The sequence below is a fragment of the Kitasatospora sp. GP82 genome, assembly GCF_029892105.1.
Taxonomy (GTDB): Bacteria; Actinomycetota; Actinomycetes; order Streptomycetales; family Streptomycetaceae; genus Kitasatospora.
Genome location: NZ_JARZAJ010000017.1, coordinates 1 through 21,156, shown reverse-complemented (window position 1 = coordinate 21,156; position 21,156 = coordinate 1). Strand labels below are relative to the sequence as shown.

Genomic DNA, 21,156 nt, shown 5'->3' with positions numbered 1-21,156 from the left:
GTGGCGGCGGTATCCGGGCGGCTTCCCAGGAAGGCGTACGAGAAGGAACTCCTGAGCCTGCAGAGCGAGTTGGTGAAACTCCAGGAGTGGGTGCGGGCCGAGGGCGTCCGGCTGGTGGTGGTCTTCGAAGGCCGGGACGCGGCCGGCAAGGGCGGCGCGATCAAGCGGGTGGCGGAGTATCTGAACCCGCGTGTCGCCCGGATCGCGGCCCTTCCCGCACCGACCGACCGCCAGCGTGGCCAGTGGTACTTCCAGCGGTACGTCGAGCAGCTGCCCGCAGCCGGTGAGATCGTGCTCTTCGACCGCAGCTGGTACAACCGGGCCGGGGTGGAGAAGGTGATGGGCTTCTGCACCCAGGAGGAGTACTGGCAGTTCGTGCACCAGTGCCCGATCTTCGAGCGGATGCTGATCGAGGCGGACATCCTGCTCCGCAAGTACTGGTTCTCCGTCAGCCTGGAGGAGCAGGAGCGGAGGTTCCGCTCACGCCTGGAGGACCCGATGCGGCAGTGGAAGCTCTCGCCGATGGACACCGAGTCGATCACCCGCTGGGAGGAGTACTCGCGGGCGAAGGACGAGATGTTCGTCTACACCGACATCCCCGAGTCGCCGTGGAACGTGGTGGAGAGCGACGACAAGCGGCGGGCCAGGATCAATATGATCGCCCACCTGCTCTCCACCGTCCCGTACCGGGAGATCGACAAACCGGTGGTCCAGCTGCCGTCCAGGCCGCCGTCCAAGGGGTACCAGCGCCCGCCGCGCGATCTGCAGAAGTACGTGCCCGACCATGCGGCGCGGCTGGAGGAGCCGGCGCGCAAACCCCGCAAACGGCCCTAGCTAGACCGTGTTCAGGGCCCCGCGCACCGGGCAGTGCCGGTCAGGTGGACTGGCCGGCGGCTGCGCCGGTGGCCAGGTCCGGGCCCCAGCGCTCCAGTGACTCCTCCAGGTCGAGCGGGCCCGGACGTACGCCGGAGTCCGCGCTCGGCCAGTCCTCGCGGGGGACGCGCCACATCAGCTCGAACTCGTTGCCGTCGGGGTCCTTGGCGTAGAAGGACTTGGAGACCAGGTGGTTGCTGGCGCCGACCAGGGCGCCGAGCTGGTTCAACTTGACGCCGAGGTCGGCCAGTTCGCCGAGCGTGCCGACCTCCCAGGCCAGGTGGTAGAGGCCGACCCGGCCCTGCTCGGGTCCGGGGGCGTCGGCGCCGAGCGCGAACAGCCCCAGGTCGTGGTCGTTGAGGCTGTCGGGCGCGCTGAGGAAGGCGGCCCGGCCGGGGATCAGGTGGTCGACCCGGAAGCCGAAGACCTCGGTGTAGAACGCCACCGAGCGGTCGATGTCGCGGATCCAGAGCACCGCGTGGTTCAGGCGGCGGACAGGCATGATCGGGTCTCCCGGGGTGGTTCGTGCTGGTGGTGTCCAGCGTACGCCCGCTTCCGTTCAAATTCGAACTAAAGCATCGGGCGAGGCTGTCGGTGCCCTCGCATAGGCTTCACGCGTGGACGAACCGGACCTCTTCACCGCAGCCGCCGAGGAACGTCAGGCCAAGGAGCCCGGCCGGGCCCCGCTCGCCGTGCGGATGCGCCCGCGCACCCTGGACGAGGTCGCCGGCCAGCGTCAGCTGCTCAAGCCCGGCTCGCCGCTGCGCCGCCTGGTCTCCGGTGCCAAAGGGCCCGCCGCCACCAGCTCGGTGATCCTCTGGGGCCCGCCGGGCACCGGCAAGACCACCCTCGCCCACGTCATCAGCCAGGCCGTCGAGGGCCGCTTCGTCGAGCTCTCCGCGATCACCGCCGGAGTGAAGGAAGTCCGGGCCGTGATCGACGGTGCCCGGCGCGCCGTGGGTATGACCGGCCGGGAGACCGTGCTCTTCCTGGACGAGATCCACCGCTTCTCCAAGGCCCAGCAGGACTCCCTGCTGCCCGCCGTGGAGAACCGCTGGGTCACCCTGATCGCCGCCACCACCGAGAACCCCTACTTCTCGGTGATCTCCCCGCTGCTCTCCCGCTCCCTGCTGCTCACTCTCGAATCGCTCACCGACGAGGACATCCGGGCCCTGCTGCGCCGGGCGGTGGCGGACGAGCGCGGCCTCGCGGGCAGTGTCGAGTTGAGCAGCGAGGCCGAGGACCATCTGGTCAGGCTCGCCGGGGGTGACGCCCGCCGGGCGCTCACCACCCTGGAGGCGGCGGCCGGTGCGGCACTGGAGAAGAACGAGGAGACGCTCACCCTCGCCACCACCGAGACGGCCGTCAACCAGGCCGCCGTCCGCTACGACAAGGACGGCGACCAGCACTACGACGTCGCCAGCGCCCTGATCAAGTCGATCCGGGGCAGCGACGTGGACGCCACCCTGCACTACCTGGCCCGGATGATCGAGGCGGGCGAGGACCCGCGCTTCATCGCCCGACGCCTGATGATCTCCGCCAGCGAGGACATCGGCCTGGCCGACCCGACGGCCCTGCCGACCGCCGTCGCCGCCGCCCAGGCGGTGGCGATGATCGGCTTCCCGGAGGCGCGGATCATCCTCTCCCACGCCGCCATCGCCCTCGCGCTGGCGCCCAAGTCCAACGCCGCCTACCTGGCGATCGACGCGGCACTGACCGACGTCCGGCAGGGGCTGGCGGGTGCCGTTCCGCCGCACCTGCGGGACGCGCACTACGGCGGCGCGGGCAAGCTCGGCCACGGCCAGGGCTACCAGTACCCGCACGACCTGCCGGGCGGCATCGCCGCGCAGCAGTACGCGCCGGACTCCGTGCACGGCAGGGAGTACTACCACCCGAGCAGGCACGGCGCCGAGGCGCGCTACGCGGACACCGTCGAGTGGACGAGGGGCAGGCTCAAGGGCGAGTAGGCCGGGCCTGTGCTCTCCGAGGGGTCGGGGTGGCTCCTCGACGGTTCGGTGGGTGGGTGATCGGCGGGTATACTCGGTCGGAGTGCCATGTCTCGGGTACGGCAGCGGGTGTGAATCCGACTGACCGGCCGCACCAGCGGGACAGTGGCCCGAAGCTCCCCTCGTGGGGGTTTCAGGAGCGTTGCGCACCGGTTTCGGTGTCGCGGGCAGCCCACCATCCTGGCGGCGGTGGGCCGTACGTGTGCAAGCACAGTTGTGCCCGGCCTCGGAGAGCGGCTGATCACCCCCGGGTGGTTTTTCTCCGGGTCGCGAGGAGCGACCTCCGTCAACACCTGGTGAAGCCGTATTCGCAAAGCAAGAGAGGTTTGGTTCATGGCGAACCAGAAGCGCCCCAAGGTCAAGATTGCCCGTGCGCTGGGCATCCCGCTGACCCCGAAGTCCGTCAAGTACTTCGAGGCCCGCCCGTACCCGCCCGGCCAGCACGGCCGTGGCCGCAAGCAGAACTCTGACTACAAGGTCCGTCTGACCGAGAAGCAGCGTCTGCGCGCGCAGTACGACCTCAGCGAGAAGCAGATGGCTCGCGCCTTCGACCGTGCCAAGAAGGTCGAGGGCAAGACCGGTGAGGCGCTCATCGCCGAGCTGGAGACCCGTCTCGACGCCATGGTTCTGCGTTCGGGCATCGCCCGTACCATCTACCAGGCCCGCCAGATGGTCGTCCACGGCCACATCGAGGTCAACGGTGGCAAGGTCAACAAGCCGTCGTTCCAGATGAAGCCGGGCTACGTCGTCACCGTGCGCGAGCGCAGCAAGACGAAGACCCCGTTCGAGATCGCCCGTGAGGGTGGCAACGCGGGCGAGGGCCAGACCCCGAAGTACCTCGAGGTCAACCTCAAGGCCCTGGCCTTCCGCCTGGACCGCGCCCCGCAGCGTCGTGAGATCCCCGTGGTCTGCGACGAGCAGCTCGTCGTCGAGTACTACTCGCGCTGACCCGCGAGCGCGGTCCCGATTCGTTCGGGCACTGCGGCACCGAGCCCCCACAGCCTTCGGGCTGTGGGGGCTCACCCCTTTTCAGCGGGCGGGCACCGGCCACGGCGGCACCGGACGCGGGCCCGGCAGCCCGCTTTCGCCAGGAGGGCCCGGAAGTCCGCCGCCGAGCGCCCGGTGGACCGCCGCGTCCAGATCGAGACCGGCCCCCAGCTCGAACGCCTCGGCGAACTCCTGCTCGGTCAGCCCGGCCCTGGCCCGGGCCGCGCACTCGGAAGACGACTGCGGTCAGCTGGACCCACTGCGCTCGTAGCACCTCGTGACTTCCCGGTGAAGCGGTGCAACTTGCTCTGCAATTGGGCCAGTGGGCACTGGTACCTTCCGATTCGCGCAGTTCCCCGTGTCGGCGACGGGTGAATCGAGGTTCTGGATCACTTTCCGTGCTGATATGACGGACCGTCACCGACCGTGGGCGGACCGGGTGCCGGTCACGCGGCAAGGAGCACGCGCTTGCGCAGGAGGTCCAGGCCCGCGCGGCCGAACATCTGCCGCTTCAGCATCTTGATCCGGTTCACCTGCCCCTCCACCGCCCCTGAGCTGAACAACAGACTCAACCCCGACACCACCGCCCCAAGATCAGAACCGATCCCGTTGACGAACGACACCAACGACTTGCGATCACTTTCGATGCTCTCCGGCTCGATCAGTGCCGCATCCGTGATGATCAATGGCCGTGAACAACCTGGATGCTGAGGCAGTCCTGTTCCCGGATCTGGACGACCTGGAGATAGCGAACATCGGGATCGGCGGCGACACCGTGACCGTCGCGGCCTGCGCGTGTGCGCCTGAAGCGCTCTGCCCGGCCTGCGGCGCCAGATCACGTCGGGTCCACAGCCGGTACGAGTGCCGGCTGGCGGACTCGGCAGTCGGTGGCCGACGGGTGGTCGTGAAGCTGCAGGTCCGACGCTTCCGCTGCCCCACGGCATCGTGTCCCCAGGCGACATTCGTCGAGCAGGTCGCCGGGCTCACCTTCCGCCACGGGCGGCGGAGCCTGCGGCTGCACACGATCCTGCAGGCGGTGGCGCTGATGCTGGCCGGCCGAGCCGGCGCCCGACTGTCCGACGCCCTCAGCTCGAAGGTCAGCCGCTCGACCCTGCTGCGGCTGATCCGCGCGATGCCCGACCCGCAGACAACGACACCACGAGTGCTCGGAGTTGACGACTTCGCCCTGCGCAAAGGACACGTCTACGGCACCGTGCTGATCAACATCGAGACCCGCCGTCCGGTCGACCTGCTGCCCGACCACGAGGCCGCCACCCCCGCCCGCTGGCTGACCGAGCACCCCGGCGTCGAGGTCATCCGCCGAGACCGCGCCACTGGCTACGCCGAAGGCGCCCGCCTCGGCGCACCGAACGCGTCCAGGTCGCTGACCGTGGGCACCTGTTCCACAACCTCACCGAAGCCGTGGAACGCTGCGTCACCCGACACCCCACCCAGCTGCGCGAACCCGCCCACGTCCCCACCCCCGAGGAATCCGCGGCAGCCCTCGCCGAACTGGAGAAGATCACCACAACGGCGAAAGCGGACCGGGGCGCCCACCGATACACGGACCGCACCCGCGAGCGGCACCAGGCCGTGCACACTCTCCTCGATCAGGGTCTGTCCGGGCGGGAGATCAGCCGCCGGCTGGGCCTGGCCCGCGGCACAGTGCGCAGGTTCGCCCGCGCCGCCGCCCCCGGCAGGGCGTGTACTCACATCGAGGGGAAGTCCCTTCCCTGCGAACCGATGGTTCGTGGGCGGGATCCTGTCCGCTGCCGCCGCCCTGGGCTGTCGGTACCAGGGATGCCCCGGGCCTTGATGTGGCGGAGTCGGGGAGAAAGTTCAGAGATGAAGCCAAAGCTGGAGGGCGCCGTTTCAGCATGATCGCAGGCGTGTGCTAACGTCTGATCATTGTTATGCATGCATCTGTTCACGGGGGTATCCGATGCAGCTCGTACCAGAAGTCGGCTCTGCCGCATCCTTCGGGCCGGTAGTCGTCCGCCGAGGCGGATGACAAGCCTTCACCGTTCATTCAACAGGGCAGCGGGTCATTTTTCCCGCCCTCCGCAACTGTTTCTTTCGTTGAATCCTGGCGCTGATGCCGGCTGAAATAGCCCGCCAGGGGAGAACGGCTGCCGACTGCCGTGCGCTGTGAGCGCCCGGTTCGGTCGGTGTCGGATCGATTCGTACGTTGCCGCCCTGTGGTCCGTCATTCCCGGTTCTCCGACCCGAACCGGCAGGCGATCCATTCATGCCCGGAGTAATTCAGTCATGCCCGGAGTGATTCAGTGCCATCGTTCTCGATCCTAGTTCCATTTGTGCCGCGACGGCCCGAACAGTTGGCCACATACGCGGCGCTGGTGCATTGGACCCGGGCTGCGCGTCTGTGGCAGGGGCAGTCGCTGGCGGTCGAGGCACACCAGGGATTCGCACATGCGGCGGGTACGGGCTTCGGCGTGCCGACGGGGCTGGGTGTCAGCCTCATGCCGTTGCGTCACCCCTATGAAGCAGCCATGCAGGCCCGCTCGCTGGCGCTCTCCACCGGGCACTCGGTGCTCGCGGGTTTCGGTCCCGGCAGGCCCTCCCTGCAGCGCGCCATGCGCGGTGAGCCCTACGCCAGCCCGCTGACCGCAGCCGAGGAGTACGTCACCATCGTCCGTGGACTGCTGCAGGGCCAACTGCTCGATTTCAGCGGCGAGTACTACCACTGCGAAGGCGCTCTTCCGCCCTCCCCCGCGCCAGAGGTGCAGGTCGGGCTCGGGGTGCTGCGACCGGGCATGGCGCGTCTCGCCGGCCGCGTGGCGGATGCCGCCATCACCTGGCTGACGCCCGCGTCCTATCTGCGGGAGACGGTGCTTCCCGCCCTGCGCGAAGGGGCCGAGGCGGTGGGCCGCCCCCTTCCACGGGTGGTCGCGATGGTGCCGATGGCACTGCCGCTGCCCGATCAGGACGTCGAGGCCGTCGTGGTGGCCAGTAGCGGTTCGCACATGCAGGCGCCGCACTACGCCGACATGCTGAAGCGCGCCGGAATCGACGTCAGCAGCAGCGACCCCCTGGTGAATGCGCGATCCCTGATCGAGGGCGGTGCCTTCCTGATGGGTGAGGTCGATGAGCTCGTGGGGCAGATCAAGACCTTCTGGAATTCCGGCGTGGATGAAGTGGTCATCAATGTGACCGGTGTGGCGAATGTCCGGGGGCCGCAGGCGGCCATGCGTCAGATCAAGACGATCGTCACTGCGCTGAGTGGCATGGAGGAAACGCGATGAGCGGTGAAATGCGCGATCTGATGGCTTGGGCCACCGGCAGCCGGGGCCCGGGCCGGGTCATTGTCCTGGAGGACTTCCGGCATGTCGGGGAGGTGAAGGAAATGGTCGGCGCGGAGTCCGAGGACCGCCACCACCGGATCTTCGCCCCGGGCGACCGGATGGACCTCGGCGAAAATCTGGTCGGCTACGGCGGGTCCTTCCGCGAGTGCAACGCCGAGGCGTCCCTGGGGGACGACTTCTATCTCCAGGTGCAGAATTACAGTATTAGCCAGTACGTTTCAGTGATCGGGCCGACGCTGGCCCGCATTGCGGACGAAGCTGATTTCGAGGTGTGGCTGGGGGACGCCGACACCGCTCGTGAGAAGGGCGAATTCGCCGAGTTCCTGGCGAATCCCGCGCTGCTGCTCGCGGATCTCCCGGGGCTGGGCGCGCCGCTGGACGGAGCCGGCCCACGGCACCGGCTCTACATCCGGGCCGGTGGCGAGGTGACGGTCTCACCGTACGGTTCGGCGCTGGGGAGGTTGGGCGACGACCTGGAGGACCTTGAAGCCGTCTGGCAGCAGGCGAACGCCGCCGGCGTGCACCCCTGTGCCGTCACCCTCGCCACCGCGGTCCCCGAAGCGCGGCGTGCCGCGGCGCTGGAGAGCCGGCCGTGGCTCACCGAGTACCTCCTGGCCGTGGACGCGCTGCGGGACCTGCGATCTCGCGGCGTCCTGCGGGTGCGCGTCTCCGGCTTCGGTGGACGCCTGCGGCCGGAGAACCACATCGCCGAACCGGTTCGGACACCGGCCCGGCACCTGGTGCTGTGGACCGACGAATCCGCCTACCTCTACACCTCCGAGGGATCCCGGCTGTTCGAACTCAACCGTGCTGCGGGGGAACTCGCCGAGTTGCTCCTCTGCCAGGGATCGGTCGAGGCGGCCGCTCAGCACGCCCAGCGGGCCGCGCTCCTGAAGGTGCAGCAGTTCTTCGAGCGGGCGGGGGTCGTCCTGTGAGTGCGGACCTGAGGGCCGCCGTTCCCGGCCAGGCCGGTGCGCTGCTGGCCGAACTCGGCGACAAGGCCGTGCTCCACGACCTGTATGACGAGGCGGGCGCGTCGGTCTACCACGCGATCGCAGGCAGCTCGCCCCTCGAAGTGCGCGAGCTGGTCGGTGCGCTGCGCTCGACCGTCGGCCCCATCCTCGAACTGGCCGCCGGTTCGGGCCGGCTGACGATGCCACTGCTCACCCTGGGGCGCGAGCTGGCCGCCCTCGAACTGGCGCCGGGCATGATCCGGATCCTGGAGGAGCGCCTGCAGACCGTACCCGTCGCGCGACGCAGTCGCTGCACCGTCGTCCCCGGCGACATGAGCGCCTTCGACCTGGGCCGGGAGTTCGGAGCGATCGTGCTCGGTGCAACCTCCGTCTCGCTGTTGGACGCGACCGGCCGGGCCGGCCTCTACCGGTGCGTCCGCCGTCACCTCGCTCCCGGGGGGAAGTTCCTGCTCACCGCGGTGGACGTGCAGGACTTCGGCAGCTCCACCACCGAGCAGGTGATGGACGTCGACGGTGCCGACGGCACCCGGTTCCGCATGTACGAGCACTGGACCGAAGGCGCCGACGTGCGCACGGTCACTGTCTTCCCGCATCCCCTCGAGACGGCGGAGCCTCCGATCACGGTGTGCACCACCCGGATCGGGGTTTTCCCGGTGGCGCAGCTGGAGGCCGAGTTGGCGCAGGCCGGTTTGGTGCTGACGGACTGCCAGCCGCTCCCGCCGACCGGCAGCCACCACCACGACGTGCTGCTCGTCGCGGAGGTCGCCGCATGAACGCCGTGTGGCCCTCTCTGCTCGCCCCGAGCCGGCACGGCCGTGACGAGCTGTGCGCGGTCTCGGCCCATGGGGTGCGGGTGCGCTTCGCGGACGGCCGCGAACTGCTCTGCGGATCCAGCGGCCTGTGGAACACCGCTCTCGGCTACGGCAACGAGGTCATCGCCGACGCCATCGCCCGGGCTGTCCGCGACGCGTCGTACCTGAGTGTGTTCCGCTACGAGAACGCCTATGCCCGCCGGGCCGCCGAGGCACTGGTCGACCTGTGCGGCAGCGACCACTTCAGCCGGGTGCTGTTCTCCACCTCCGGCGGTGCGGCCAACGACCTGGCGATGAAGCTCGCCCGCCAGCTGCACGCCCTGCGCGGCGAGCCGCAGCGAACCCTGGTCGTCGGTCTCCGTACGAGCTACCACGGCCTCACCTTCGGCGGCTTCGCGCTCTCCGGTGGTGACATGGGGCAGCGGATGTACGGGGTGGACCAGCGGCTGATCCGCCACGTCAGTCCCAACGCGGTCGACGAGCTGAACGCGCTGTTCGCCCGTCAGGGCGGGCAGATCGCCGCCGTGGTCGTCGAACCGGTGCTGGGCAACGGAGCGGTGCCGCTCGACGAGGAGTTCCTTGCGGAGCTGCTGCGCCTGCGCGAGCAGCACGGCTTCCTGCTCGTCGCCGACGAGGTCGCCACCGGCTTCGCCCGTACCGGCCCGTACTTCGCCTCCAGCCGGTGGCCCCGGCAGCCGGATCTCCTGATCCTCTCCAAGGCGCTGACCAACGGCACCTGCGCCGCTGCCGCGGTCCTGGTCGCCCGCGGGGTCGACGCGGCCTTCACCGACGCCGACGCGGTGTTCGTCCACGCCGAGACCCAGGCCGGAACTCCGATGACCTGCGCGGCGATTCTGGCGACGCTGGAGGAGATGCGGCGGCTGGACGCGGAGGCACTCAGCCACCGCCTGTCCTCCCGTCTGGACGCGGAGTTGAAGTCCCTCGGTGACCGACTGCCCCTGCTGACCGTGACCGAGGGCGTCGGCTGCTTCCGATACCTCGGCTTTGGTGCGCCTGGCGGCGGGCCCCTGACGGCGGAGAACGTCGCCGACCTGGTGGCGGCCATCCGGGAGGCCGGCGCGATCGTCCACCCCGGCCCGCAGGGCGTCCAGCTCATCCCCGCGCTCATCTACACCGACGAGGACCTGGACGAACTGCTGGACTGCGTCGCCCGCGGCGCCGAGACGTTCTTCGCAGGCCTCGGCACATCGGCGGGAGGCGGCCGGTGACCGGCGGATGGCAGCAGCCCACCCGAGTGCTGTACAGCGCGGCGGAGTTCACCGAGTGGGCGGCCCGGCGGGCCTCCGGGACCTCCACGGTCCTGCTCGTCGACGCCCGTCTCACCGGGAGCGCGATCGCCGCGCTGGTCTCCCGGGCCCTGCCGGTCCACGAGGTGATCCCCCTGGACGGGCCGGGCGCTCTGGAGTCCGTCGCCGAACTCGCCGACCGCCTGCGGCACGGCCCTGGCCGGCTGGTCGCCGCCGTCGGAGGGGGAAGCCTCCTGGACCAGGCGAAGCTGGCGACCGCACTGGCAGGTGACCCCGGTGTGCTTCCCCGGCTGACCGCTCCGCAGCGCAGCGGGCTGCTCCTGCTGCCCGGGGAGAGGGCCCGGCCCCTGCCGCTGCTCGCCGTTCCCACCACGCTCGGCACCGGCGCGGAGGTCAGTCGCGTCGCCTGTCTGCGCACCGCGCAGGGCAAGCGGCTGGTGGCAGGCCGTTCGCTGGCACCGGAGCTTGCCGTGCTCGACCACCTGGCCACGGCCGGGCTGCCCGCCGAACTCGTCGTCGAGGGCGTACTGGAGGCGTTGTTCCGGGTAGCCGGGGTCTACGTGGGCGACCTGCAGGACCGTCCGGTCGAGGACGCGCTCGCCGTGACGGTCGCCGCCCAACTCCTCATCCTGGGCTACCGGGCCGTAGGGGACGGCCCGGGAGACCAGGTCCGCGGAGCGGTGGCCAGGATCAGTGCCCTCACCCACAGCGACTGGCTGCAGCTGGACCGCGATCCCTTCGCCCTGCGGGGCTGGTACATCGCCAACGAGTTGTCCACCGCCCTCGGTGTCCGCAAGATGACGGCCGTCGCGGCCCTGCTCCCGACGCTGTTCCAGCGTACTGCCGCCGGTGATCGGCGACTTGGCTCGGCCGAACGACTCGAACGTCTGTGGAAGGGGCTGCGTTCCGCCGCCCCGCGGCCGCTGCCCGCCGAGCCGTCGGCCGGCATCGCCGCTCTGCTGGAGCACTGGGGCGTCGAGCGCCGTCTGACGGCGCACCCCGCCGACCTGGACGCGATCGCACAGCGCACGGTCCGCGCCTGGGGAGCAGGACTGCCTGCCCTGGGCGGCCTGACGCTCGGAGACGTCCGGGCAGTGCTCGGGGACGCCGTGCGCACACCCGAGCCCGGGGCGCACTGAGCAGCCCGAGCGGCGCACCACGAAAGCTTCCGGTCCACCACCGCGTACGGATGTGGACCGGACGACCCTGACCGTCCCCGACCGTCGGAGAGGAGGAGAACACAATGCAGGAGAACATCAACAGCTCGCTGGAGCTGGAGCTGGGCATGCAGGACCTGGAGCTTGACATGCAGGAGCTCGAGGGCATGGACGCCCCGTTCAACTGGAGCAACGCCGTCTGGAGCGTTGCGACCGTCAGCATCGGCAGCGTCATCGTCGCGACCTGATGGCATGACACCAGGCGGTGCCGGGACGCGGGGAGCCTTCCCCGTATCCCGGCACCCGCTCCTCACCTCGGCTGCGGCCAGGTCCCGGAGCGACGTGAGGGAGAGACCTTGACCAGCGATACCGCCGTTGCCCCGCAGGAGGGGAACGGAACGGACAGCGAGTACATCAGCCGCCCCCGGCTCGCCGACAACGTGTCCGTCCATCCGCCGACCAGCGCGGACGCACCGTGGATCATCCAACGCGGCGAGCACTACCTGCGGGTGGGGGCCGACTTGGCGCACCTGGCCCGGGCCGCCGACGGCACCAGAGGACACGAGGAACTGGCTGCCGTCCTCGGCGCTCGCTGGACCACCGCCGTGGTGGATACCGCTGTGCGCAGACTGATTGTGGCCAAGGTGTTCCACGGCGGTGCCGACACGAATCGCAGTGCGCCCCGGCGGGTTCCCCGCCTGAAGTTCGTACCGCCGCTGACCGTGCAGCTGACCGTCGTCCACCCGCAGCGGCTGCTGTCCGGAGTGCTTCCCGCCATGGCCCTCCTGGGGCTGAAGCGGTGGGGCGTCATCGGCGCGCTCCTGGCCGCCGGCGGCCTGGCTGCGCTGGCGGCGCTCGGCCCCGAACTCTCCGATGTCCTCGGACGACCACTGCCGCTGAGCGTGTACGCCGGCGTCATCGTCGCCATGCTCGTCGCCAGCGCACTGCACGAGCTCGCCCACGCGGCGGTCCTCGCCTACTACGGCGGACGGCCGAGCCGCATGGGCGTGATGCTGTTCTACCTCTCGCCCGCCTTCTTCTGCGACGTCTCCGACGGCTGGCGGCTGTCCCGCAACGAGCAGCGCGTCCGGGTCGCCCTGGCCGGCATCGCCACCCAGTGGGTCATCGCCGGCTCCGCGGCGCTGGCCGCGCTCGTTCCGCCGCCGGGCCGGTGGCAGGACGGGCTGCTGCTGTTCGCCGCGGCAGGCTACCTCGCCGGAACGGTCAACCTGCTGCCGGTGGTCCGACTGGACGGCTACCTGGCCCTGATGAGCCACCTGGACATCCCGCACCTGCGTGACCGGGCGATGACCGACGCCCGCCACCGGATCGCACGACTGCTCTACGGCGGCCGGTACCGACCGGAGCTGCCGCAGCTGCGGTGGGCCTTTCCTTTCGGCCTCGTCTGCATGGCCGCCCCCTTGTTCATCGTGATCCCGGCGCTGGGCACCTTCGCCTCGCTGCTCCAACGGATGGGCACCGCCGGAGCGATCCTGATGGTGTGCGCATCGGGCTACCTGATGTGGCTCCTGGTACGCGGCGCGGTGCGCACGGCCGCCGAAGCCCGCACGGCCGGCGCCACCCGGTGGCGGATCGCCCTGTCGGCCACCGCGTTCACAGCCGCCGTGGTCTGCGCCCTGCTGTTCGTCCGCATCCCCTGCACCGTGGCCGGCGGCTACACCGTACGCGACGACGGGCAGCTGGAACTGCTCCTACCGCCCTCGGCCGACCGTTCCGCCATCCACGCGGGAACGGCCGTACACCTCTACCGCGCCGGGTTGATGCGACACACCACGACGGGCGAGGCCGTGATCGGGTCCGAGCGGAGCACGGCCACCACCGCGCCGCTCTCCGCATTCGCCCCCATGACCAGCACCACCCTGTCGCTGCCCGCCACCGCTTACCCGCTCACCACCACCCGGGCCCCGTCGGACCGCACCGGCAGCGCCCAACTCACGCCGGGGAAAAGCACGCTGGCCCACTGGCTGTACGACACCTATCTGGCTCCCTGCTGGCGCTGAGCCGCTCCGCCACCCGACCTGACCCTGGAAGCACACGGTGTTCCTCCACTACATCCAGCACTGCCAACCGGACAGCCCGTACTTCGACCTCCCGTCACAGGACCATGCGGCGGCCGACTACCCTGCTGCCCGCGAGCCGCTTCCCGACGGCTGGACACGTGAACTCAACCCCCACTGGTCCTTCCACGCCCCCCAGGGCTGCCGGCTTCCGTCGCAGGGGTGGAAGATCCACGTCTCGACGGCGCCGGACCGGGCCGAACCGGTCCTGGCGACCGCCCGCGCCTTCTGCGAGGCCCGGCGGATCCCCTTCAAGTTCATCCGCAACCCCCACATCCTCACGAACCGCAACAGCAAGTACGGCGACCGCAGCAGCAGCGGCAAGTTCATCACCGTCTACCCGCTCGACGAGCAGCAGTTCACGACCACTCTCACCGAACTCGGCGAGCTGCTCGACGGCGAGCCGGGGCCCTACATCCTCAGTGACCTGCGCTGGCGCAACGGCCCCCTGTACGTGCGCTACGGCGGTTTCGTCCTACGGAGCATCACCGACGCACGCGGCCGGCAGATCCCCTGCATCGAGGATCAGGACGGTCGCCTGGTGCCCGACAGGCGCGGCCCCGGCTTCCACCCGCCCGCCTGGGTGACCCTGCCGGAATGCCTCAACGAGGCCGTGGCCGCCCGCAGCGCCGGCACCACCCGCGGTCTGCCCTTCGCGGTGCGCAGGGCCCTGCACTTCTCCAACGGCGGCGGAGTCTACGAGGCGACGGAACTGGCGACCGGTCGCACCGTTCTCGTCAAGGAAGCCCGGCCGCTGGCCGGCCTGGACGCCCAGGGAACGGACGCGGTCACCCGCCTGGAGCAGGAGCGCTGGGCACTGCAGACGCTGGCCGGGATCCCGGCCGTTCCGGAGCTCATCGACTACCGCAAGGGTCACGAGCACTACTACCTCACGCGTGAACTCGTCGACGGGATCGCGCTGAGCCGCGGCGGCGGCATGGTCAATCCATGGGTGGAGGGCACGCTCGACGACCGAAGCGGCCGCCGGTACACCGCCTGGGCGCTCGACATCCTCGAGCAGACCGAGCAGACGATAGACGCCATGCACGACCGCGGCGTCGTCTTCGGTGACCTGCACCCCGGAAACGTTCTCGTCCGGCCCGACGGCACCGTCGCGTTCATCGACCTGGAGACCGCCACTCCGATTGCGGCCGCAGCACCCCAGGTCATCGGTGTCCCCGGGTTCCGCGCCCCGAACCACTACCGCGGTGTGGCGCTGGACCGCTACGCCCTGGGCTGCCTGCGGATAGCCCTCTTCGCTCCGATGACCGCCCTGCTCGACCACTCACCGCAGAAGCTGGACCAGCTCCTTTCCCTCATCACAGCCCGCTTTCCGGTCCCCGACGACTTCGAGCAGCAGGTGCGTCGTGACCTCGGCATCGGGCAGGAAGTCGGACCGACGGTGACCGACCGGACCCGGCAGGCACCCACGGAGCCGTCGGAACCCTCGGCAGCGACCTGGCCCACGCTGCGGGAGGCCATCGTCGGCGGCATCCTGGGCAGTGCGACCCCCGACCGCAGCGACCGCCTCTTCCCCGGGGACATCGAGCAGTTCACCGTCCCGGGCGGCGGAGCAGCCTTCGCCCACGGTGCGGCCGGGGTGCTGTGGGCCCTGGCCGAAACCGGAGTCGACATCCCCGACGCCCACATCCGCTGGCTGGACGACGCGGTTCACGCCATAGCCGAACCACGCCTCGGCTTCTACGACGGCCTCACGGGTATCGCCTTCGCCCTGCACCGGCTCGGCCGCACCGACCGGGCCCGCGAAATCCTCGAACGAGTGGTCACTTCCGGGCTGGACCACCTCGACCACAGCCTGTTCGCCGGACACGCCGGCATCGGACTGGCCCTGCTGCACTTCGCCCGGTGCACCGGCGAGAAGGAACTGTTCGTCCGCGCCCGGGCACTCGGTGACCAGCTGGCCGGCGGCATCACCGGAGCATCACGGCCTGGACTGCTGCACGGACGTTCGGGCGCGGCGCTCTTCCTGCTGCGCCTCGCCGAGGAGACCGGTGACCGCTCCCTGCTGCCGGCCGCCGCCGAGGCCCTCCGCCACGACTTCGCCGACCTCGGCCTCACCGAACCCGGACCCAGATCCGACGAGCCGTCCGAAGCACGGCGGCGTGTGCCGTACCTGGGTGTCGGCAGCGCCGGCCCGGCCCTGGTCGCCGACCGGCTGCTGCCGCACCTGCCCAGCCCCGACCCCCGCCTCACCCGCGCACTGGAACGCAGCCGCACCGCCTTGACCATGGAGTTCCATCCCCGGGCCGGCCTGTTCACCGGTCGTGCCGGCATCGTCGTGGCGCTACGGCAGCTGCATCGCGGCACGGCGGACGACACTGAGGCCCTGCGCCGCCACCTCGCGGCCTTCGACTGGCACGCCGTCCGCACCGGGCAGCACACGGAGTTCTTGGGCGAGCACTCCCTGCGCCGCTCCAACGACTTCGGCACCGGATCCGCCGGGGTGCTCCTCGCCCTCGACGCCGCGCTGGGCGCCGGTAGCACCACCCTGCCGTTTCTGGAGAGCCGCCGATGAACCGCGCCCTCGGGCAGCCGACTCACCGAGCACGGTCCGCGGGGCCGACTCCTCGCTCGCATGGGCTGGCCGCCCGGGCGTGCACCCCGCACCCTGCGGGCCCGCGGCGCCGGGAAGGCCGGTCACCGGGACGTAGGTGACGTCGCGGCGCCGGTAGTACTTGCTGCTGGGACGGCACAGCAGCAGGGCCCCGCGGTTGCCGGCGGCCAGGGAGAGCCCCTCCTGGAGGGTGTGGACGGTCGGACCGGGCGGGATGGGCAGGCCACCGGGGGTGCGGGTGGGGGCCTGGGCCTGGCGCTAGTGGCGGTGTCCTCGGTCTCCTCTGGGGTCTCGGGCACGGGGAGCGTGTTGCGCACCTGCCCGGAGCCCGAGTTGACGTCGAGCCAGACGGCGGTGCCCGCGGCGATGCCGACCTTCAGATCACCGCACGCGGTCCCGAGCACGACCGAACCGCGGGCCACCTGGCCGAGGCGAATGCTGCCGTTGGACGTTGAAGTCCAGATCGGGCAACCGGCCGCCCTTGGCGTGGCCGCAAGCGCCAGTACTCCGACTCAAGACCGAGCCTGTGCTTGCGTCCACGTCTTGCCATCAACACGCCCATCATGATCAAGGGGGTGTTGCGACAAACGCCAGAACCCGCCCGACCCAAAGCGGGTCACGGTTCGGTTCAGCCGCCGCCGACAACGAGTTGCCCCCTGCTCTCCGGTAGCTCCCGTTTCGCGCACGCAGTCGATCGAGCAGCGCCTCGCGCCCTTGAGGCGTACCCGATTGCCCGTGGACGGCCGACCTGTGACCAGGATCTGCCGGAGGAGGAATCCGGTCGGGAAAGTGCATGTGATCACGGTAGGGTTCCCCTTTGAGGAAGTTGCAAGGCGAGGGAGCGCGCAAGGTGTCCGTGGGAGAGCTGGCCGGCCTGTTGGTGGCTGTGTTCTGGGCGGTCCTGGTCACCCTGCTCGCGGTGGTGCTGGTCCGGCTCTCGCGGGTGCTGAAGGAGGCCACCGTTCTGGTCTCCGCCGTGACCGAGCAGGCCGTTCCGCTGCTGGTAGACGCGGGCGCAGCCGTCCGCAGCGCCAACGAGCAGCTGGAGCGGGTGGACGAGATCACCGCCAACGTCCAGGACGCCGCGGCCAACGCCAACGCGCTCTCCTCCACCGTCGCCGCCACCATCGGCGGTCCGCTGGTCAAGGTCGCCGCGTTCAGTTACGGCGTCCGCAAGGCGGTCGGCCGTCAGCAGGCCGGGCCGAGCGTTCCGCAGCAGCCGAGCGAGCGGGAGGAACTGGCCCGGCTGATCCGGGCCGAGGTCCGTGCGGCCACCGCGCCGCGCAGCGGCCTGCTCTCCCGTGTCCGCCGAGCCGTGAGGGGCTGACCATGGTGCGACGTATCTTCTGGATGGCGGTCGGCGCCGGCGCCACCGTCTGGGCCATGAACAAGGCCAACGAGGCCGTCCACCGGCTCACTCCGGACAGCCTGTCGGGCACCGCCGCCCGCAGCGCCCTGCACCTCGGCGACGCGGCCAAGCGCTTCGCCGCCGACGTCCGCGCCGGGATGGCCGAGCGCGAGGAGCAGCTGAAGTCCGACCTCGGCCTCGACGGCACCGCCGTGGTCGAGCCGCCGCGCCGCCGTATCGGCGCCCACCGGGTGACTGACGGTCGAGCGCTGCGCGGCGAGCCCCGGTACCGAGCTATCTCGGCGGCCCCGGGCTCCCCGGCCGCCGCCCTGCCCTCGTCCGACAGTCTTCGCACCACCCCCCAAGGCACCACCCCACAAGCCATTGATGCAACGCCCAGGCGGCTCGAAGAGCTGCCGGGCAGCACACCCAACCGGAAGGACCACTGATGGAGTCGGCAGAGATCCGCCGCCGCTGGCTGCGATTCTTCGAGGAGCGCGGGCACACTGTCGTTCCGTCGGCGTCCCTGGTCGCCGACGACCCCACCCTGCTGCTGGTCAACGCAGGCATGGTGCCCTTCAAGCCGTACTTCCTCGGCGAGGTCAAGCCCAGCTTCACGCGCGCCACCAGCGTGCAGAAGTGCGTCCGCACCCTGGACATCGAAGAGGTCGGCAAGACCACCCGCCACGGGTCCTTCTTCCAGATGTGCGGCAACTTCTCCTTCGGCGACTACTTCAAGGAAGGCGCCATCAAGTTCGCCTGGGAGCTGCTCACCTCTCCCGTCGCGGACGGCGGCTACGGCCTGGAGAAGGAGAAGCTCTGGATCACCGTCTACCAGGACGACGACGAGGCCGAGCAGATCTGGCGTGAGGTCATCGGCGTTCCGTCCGAGCGCATCCAGCGCCTCGGTATGAAGGACAACTTCTGGTCGATGGGCGTCCCCGGCCCCTGCGGCCCGTGCTCGGAGATCAACTACGACCGCGGCCCCGCCTACGGCGAGGAGGGCGGACCCGCCGTCAACGGCGAGCGCTACCTGGAGATCTGGAACCTGGTCTTCATGCAGTACGAGCGCGGCCACGGCGACGGCAAGGACGGCTTCGAGATCCTCGGCGACCTGCCGAGCAAGAACATCGACACCGGTCTCGGCCTGGAGCGCCTCGCCGCGATCCTGCAGGGCGTCGACAACCTCTTCGAGATCGACACCAGCCGCATGATCCTCGACCGGGCCGCCGAGCTCACCGGGCACGCGTACGGCGCGGACCACAAGTCGGACGTCTCGCTGCGCGTGGTCACCGACCACTTCCGCACCGCGATCATGCTGATCGGCGACGGCGTCACCCCCGGCAACGAGGGCCGCGGCTACGTGCTGCGCCGCATCCTGCGCCGCGCCATCCGCAACATGCGCCTGCTGGGCGCCACCGGGCCGGTGGCCAAGGAGCTCGCCGACGTCACCATCAAGGCGATGGGCCCGCAGTACCCGGAGCTGGAGGCGGACCGCAGGCGCATCGAGACCGTCGCGGTCGCCGAGGAGACCACCTTCCTGCAGACCCTGCGCACCGGCACCAACCTGCTGGAGACCGCGGTCACCGAGACCAAGCAGGCCGGCGGCGCGGTGCTCTCCGGTGAGAAGGCCTTCCAGCTGCACGACACCTACGGCTTCCCCATCGACCTCACCCTGGAGATGGCCGAGGAGCAGGGCCTCAAGGTGGACGAGGCCGGCTTCCGCCGCCTGATGCAGGAGCAGCGGGACAAGGCCAAGGCCGACGCCAAGGCCAAGAAGATGGGCCACGCCGACGTCGCCGCCTACCGCGAGGTCGCCGACAAGTCCGGCGCCAGCGTCTTCACCGGCTACACCAACGTCGAGGGCGAGGCCACCGTGGTCGGCCTGCTCGTGGACGGTGTGCCCGCGCCGGCCGCGACCGAGGGCGACGAGGTCGAGATCGTGCTCGACCGCACCCCGTTCTACGCCGAGGGCGGCGGCCAGCTCGCCGACCAGGGCCGGATCCGTCTCGACTCCGGCGCCGTCGTCGAGATCCGCGATGTGCAGCAGCCGGTGCCGGGTGTGACCGTGCACTCCGGTTCGGTGCTCTTCGGCGAGGTCGTGCTCGGTGCCTCCGCGTACGCCACCATCGACGTGGACCGCCGCCGGGCCATCGCCCGTGCGCACTCGGCCACCCACCTGACCCACCAGGCGCTGCGCGACGCGCTCGGCCCGACGGCCGCCCAGGCCGGTTCGGAGAACGCCCCGGGCCGCTTCCGCTTCGACTTCGGTGCCCCCGCGGCCGTGCCCGGCAGCGTGCTCACCGACGTCGAGCAGAAGATCAACGAGGTGCTGACCCGCGAACTGGACGTCACCGCCGAGGTCATGACGATGGACCAGGCCCGCAAGGCCGGCGCCATCGCGATGTTCGGCGAGAAGTACGGCGACTCGGTCCGCGTGGTCACCATCGGCGACTTCTCCAAGGAGCTGTGCGGCGGTACGCACGTCGGCAACACCGCCCAGCTGGGTCTGGTGAAGCTGCTCGGCGAGTCCTCGATCGGCTCCGGCGTGCGCCGGGTCGAGGCGCTGGTCGGTGTGGACGCGTACAAGTTCCTGGCCCGCGAGCACACCGTGGTCTCCCAGCTCACCGAGCTGGTCAAGGGCCGCCCCGAGGAGCTGCCGGAGAAGATCTCGGGCATGCTCGCCAAGCTCAAGGACGCGGAGAAGGAGATCGAGCGCTTCCGCGCCGAGAAGGTCCTCGCGGCCGCCGCCGGTCTGGCCGAGTCGGCCGAGGACGTGCACGGTGTCGCCGTGGTCTCCGCCCGGGTGGCCGACGGCACCGGTGCGGACGAGCTGCGCAAGCTGGTCCTGGACGTCCGCAACCGTCTGGGCTCGCGCCCGGCCGTGGTCGCTGCCTTCACCGTGGCGAACGACCGTCCGCTGACCGTGATCGCCACCAACGAGGACGCCCGCTCACGCGGCGTCAAGGCCGGCGAGCTGGTCAGGACCGCTGCCAAGACCCTCGGCGGCGGCGGTGGTGGCAAGGACGACGTCGCCCAGGGCGGCGGCACCAACCCGGCCGCCGTGGACGAGGCGATCGCCGCCGTCCGCGCCCTGGTCGCGGAGCGCGCCAACTGATGGAAGCCGCACCGATGGACGAGGGGTCCGCGAAGGTCTTCCGGCGGGGCCGCCGGATCGCCGTGGACGTCGGCGACGCCCGGATCGGGGTCGCGTCCTGCGACCCCGACGGGCTGATCGCCACGCCCGTGGAGACGGTCCCCGCCGGGGGCCGGTCCCAGGCGCGGCTCAAGGAGATCGTCGAGGAGTACGACGCGATCGAGGTCGTGGTGGGCCTGCCCCGCTCGCTGAGCGGCAAGGAGGGCCCGGCCGCGGCCAAGGTCCGCGCGTACGCAGGGCGGCTGGCCGCGCTGGTCGCGCCGGTGGCGGTCCGTCTGGTGGACGAGCGGATGACCACGGTCACCGCCGCCCAGGGGCTGCGGGCCTCGGGGCGCAGCTCCAAGAAGGGCCGCTCGGTCATCGACCAGGCGGCGGCGGTGGTCATCCTGCAGAGCGCACTTGAGACCGAGCGGGTGAGTGGCCGTGCCCCGGGAGAGAGCGTCGAGCCGTTGATCTGACCGGCCTGGTCTAGCGTCCCTGAGGGGGCCCGGGGGGGCGCGGGCGCCCCGGGCCCCCCGCCGGAGTGTGCCGGCCGATATGGCCCCCGGACCCAACCGTAAACCACCCCCCGGCTGTCGCCCCGGCACCACCGGGCCCC

The 21,156-nt window shown here is 70.6% G+C and carries 18 protein-coding genes; 16 read left to right on the top strand and 2 right to left on the bottom strand.

What is annotated here, in order from left to right:
• Window positions 1–834, top strand: coding sequence for a polyphosphate kinase 2 (ppk2, locus tag P3T39_RS19355; RefSeq protein WP_280699395.1), 834 nt, complete (start codon window positions 1–3; stop codon window positions 832–834).
• Window positions 835–874: 40 nt separating this feature from the next.
• Here ppk2 and P3T39_RS19350 read toward each other — a convergent pair whose 3' ends face one another.
• Window positions 875–1,375 (bottom strand): VOC family protein, encoded by a 501-nt coding sequence (locus tag P3T39_RS19350; RefSeq protein ID WP_280699393.1) that lies wholly within the window; start codon window positions 1,373–1,375, stop codon window positions 875–877.
• A gap of 115 nt (window positions 1,376–1,490) precedes the next feature.
• Between P3T39_RS19350 and P3T39_RS19345 the strand changes: the two genes are divergently transcribed.
• Together P3T39_RS19345 and rpsD are read left to right on the top strand one after the other, a co-directional pair.
• Entirely contained in the window at window positions 1,491–2,840 is a 1,350-nt protein-coding gene (locus tag P3T39_RS19345) for a replication-associated recombination protein A (protein WP_280699391.1), read from the top strand.
• A 372-nt stretch (window positions 2,841–3,212) separates the two neighbouring features.
• A complete protein-coding gene (rpsD, locus tag P3T39_RS19340; protein ID WP_280699389.1) occupies window positions 3,213–3,827 on the top strand; it encodes a 30S ribosomal protein S4 in 615 nt (204 codons plus the stop codon).
• A 485-nt stretch (window positions 3,828–4,312) separates the two neighbouring features.
• Here rpsD and P3T39_RS19335 read toward each other — a convergent pair whose 3' ends face one another.
• A complete protein-coding gene (locus P3T39_RS19335) occupies window positions 4,313–4,552 on the bottom strand; it encodes a hypothetical protein (protein WP_280699707.1) in 240 nt (79 codons plus the stop codon).
• Window positions 4,553–4,557: 5 nt separating this feature from the next.
• Here P3T39_RS19335 and P3T39_RS37595 point away from each other — a divergent pair, with 5 nt between their 5' ends.
• The 13 genes from P3T39_RS37595 to ruvX all read left to right on the top strand — a co-directional run bounded on the left by P3T39_RS37595 (window position 4,558) and on the right by ruvX (window position 21,016).
• Window positions 4,558–5,682: an ISL3 family transposase gene (locus P3T39_RS37595; protein WP_348534359.1), complete on the top strand. Its 1,125-nt coding sequence runs from the start codon at window positions 4,558–4,560 to the stop codon at window positions 5,680–5,682.
• 520 nt (window positions 5,683–6,202) lie between these two features.
• Window positions 6,203–7,129, top strand: a complete 927-nt coding sequence (locus P3T39_RS19320; RefSeq protein WP_280699387.1) for an LLM class flavin-dependent oxidoreductase — start codon at window positions 6,203–6,205, stop codon at window positions 7,127–7,129.
• Window positions 7,126–8,124: a daptide biosynthesis RiPP recognition protein gene (gene mpaB, locus P3T39_RS19315; RefSeq protein ID WP_280699385.1), complete on the top strand. Its 999-nt coding sequence runs from the start codon at window positions 7,126–7,128 to the stop codon at window positions 8,122–8,124. The genes P3T39_RS19320 and mpaB overlap by 4 nt, the downstream gene beginning before the upstream one ends.
• Window positions 8,121–8,936, top strand: a complete 816-nt coding sequence (gene mpaM / locus P3T39_RS19310) for a daptide-type RiPP biosynthesis methyltransferase (RefSeq protein ID WP_280699383.1) — start codon at window positions 8,121–8,123, stop codon at window positions 8,934–8,936. Before mpaB ends, mpaM begins: the two co-directional genes overlap by 4 nt.
• On the top strand, window positions 8,933–10,204 hold the full coding sequence (gene mpaD / locus P3T39_RS19305; RefSeq protein ID WP_280699381.1) for a daptide-type RiPP biosynthesis aminotransferase: 1,272 nt from the start codon (window positions 8,933–8,935) through the stop codon (window positions 10,202–10,204). Before mpaM ends, mpaD begins: the two co-directional genes overlap by 4 nt.
• Window positions 10,201–11,382: a daptide-type RiPP biosynthesis dehydogenase gene (gene mpaC / locus P3T39_RS19300; RefSeq protein WP_280699379.1), complete on the top strand. Its 1,182-nt coding sequence runs from the start codon at window positions 10,201–10,203 to the stop codon at window positions 11,380–11,382. Before mpaD ends, mpaC begins: the two co-directional genes overlap by 4 nt.
• A 104-nt stretch (window positions 11,383–11,486) precedes the next feature.
• The gene (locus P3T39_RS19295) at window positions 11,487–11,648 is read left to right on the top strand and encodes a daptide-type RiPP (protein WP_158515584.1); all 162 of its coding nucleotides are present in this window, start codon (window positions 11,487–11,489) and stop codon (window positions 11,646–11,648) included.
• Between the two features lie 108 nt (window positions 11,649–11,756).
• Window positions 11,757–13,421, top strand: a complete 1,665-nt coding sequence (gene mpaP, locus P3T39_RS19290; RefSeq protein ID WP_280699376.1) for a daptide biosynthesis intramembrane metalloprotease — start codon at window positions 11,757–11,759, stop codon at window positions 13,419–13,421.
• Window positions 13,422–13,458: 37 nt separating this feature from the next.
• Window positions 13,459–16,014, top strand: coding sequence for a class III lanthionine synthetase LanKC (gene lanKC / locus P3T39_RS19285; RefSeq protein ID WP_280699374.1), 2,556 nt, complete (start codon window positions 13,459–13,461; stop codon window positions 16,012–16,014).
• An 889-nt stretch (window positions 16,015–16,903) separates the two neighbouring features.
• The gene (locus P3T39_RS19275; protein ID WP_280699372.1) at window positions 16,904–17,380 is read left to right on the top strand and encodes a DUF948 domain-containing protein; all 477 of its coding nucleotides are present in this window, start codon (window positions 16,904–16,906) and stop codon (window positions 17,378–17,380) included.
• Between the two features lie 2 nt (window positions 17,381–17,382).
• Entirely contained in the window at window positions 17,383–17,850 is a 468-nt protein-coding gene (locus P3T39_RS19270) for a DUF6167 family protein (protein WP_280699370.1), read from the top strand.
• On the top strand, window positions 17,850–20,519 hold the full coding sequence (alaS, locus tag P3T39_RS19265; protein WP_280699369.1) for an alanine--tRNA ligase: 2,670 nt from the start codon (window positions 17,850–17,852) through the stop codon (window positions 20,517–20,519). The genes P3T39_RS19270 and alaS overlap by 1 nt, the downstream gene beginning before the upstream one ends.
• Window positions 20,519–21,016, top strand: a complete 498-nt coding sequence (gene ruvX, locus P3T39_RS19260; protein WP_280699367.1) for a Holliday junction resolvase RuvX — start codon at window positions 20,519–20,521, stop codon at window positions 21,014–21,016. The genes alaS and ruvX overlap by 1 nt, the downstream gene beginning before the upstream one ends.
• Window positions 21,017–21,156: the final 140 nt, after the last annotated feature.

Excerpts from the sequence above, each read along its gene's own strand:
- P3T39_RS19350 (WP_280699393.1), bottom strand. The coding sequence starts at position 1,375 with ATGCCTGTCCGCCGCCTGAACCACGCGGTGCTCTGGATCCGCGACATC.
- rpsD (WP_280699389.1), top strand. The coding sequence starts at position 3,213 with ATGGCGAACCAGAAGCGCCCCAAGGTCAAGATTGCCCGTGCGCTGGGC.
- mpaB (WP_280699385.1), top strand. The coding sequence starts at position 7,126 with ATGAGCGGTGAAATGCGCGATCTGATGGCTTGGGCCACCGGCAGCCGG.
- mpaD (WP_280699381.1), top strand. The coding sequence starts at position 8,933 with ATGAACGCCGTGTGGCCCTCTCTGCTCGCCCCGAGCCGGCACGGCCGT.
- P3T39_RS19295 (WP_158515584.1), top strand. The coding sequence starts at position 11,487 with ATGCAGGAGAACATCAACAGCTCGCTGGAGCTGGAGCTGGGCATGCAG.
- P3T39_RS19270 (WP_280699370.1), top strand. The coding sequence starts at position 17,383 with ATGGTGCGACGTATCTTCTGGATGGCGGTCGGCGCCGGCGCCACCGTC.
- alaS (WP_280699369.1), top strand. The coding sequence starts at position 17,850 with ATGGAGTCGGCAGAGATCCGCCGCCGCTGGCTGCGATTCTTCGAGGAG.
- ruvX (WP_280699367.1), top strand. The coding sequence starts at position 20,519 with ATGGAAGCCGCACCGATGGACGAGGGGTCCGCGAAGGTCTTCCGGCGG.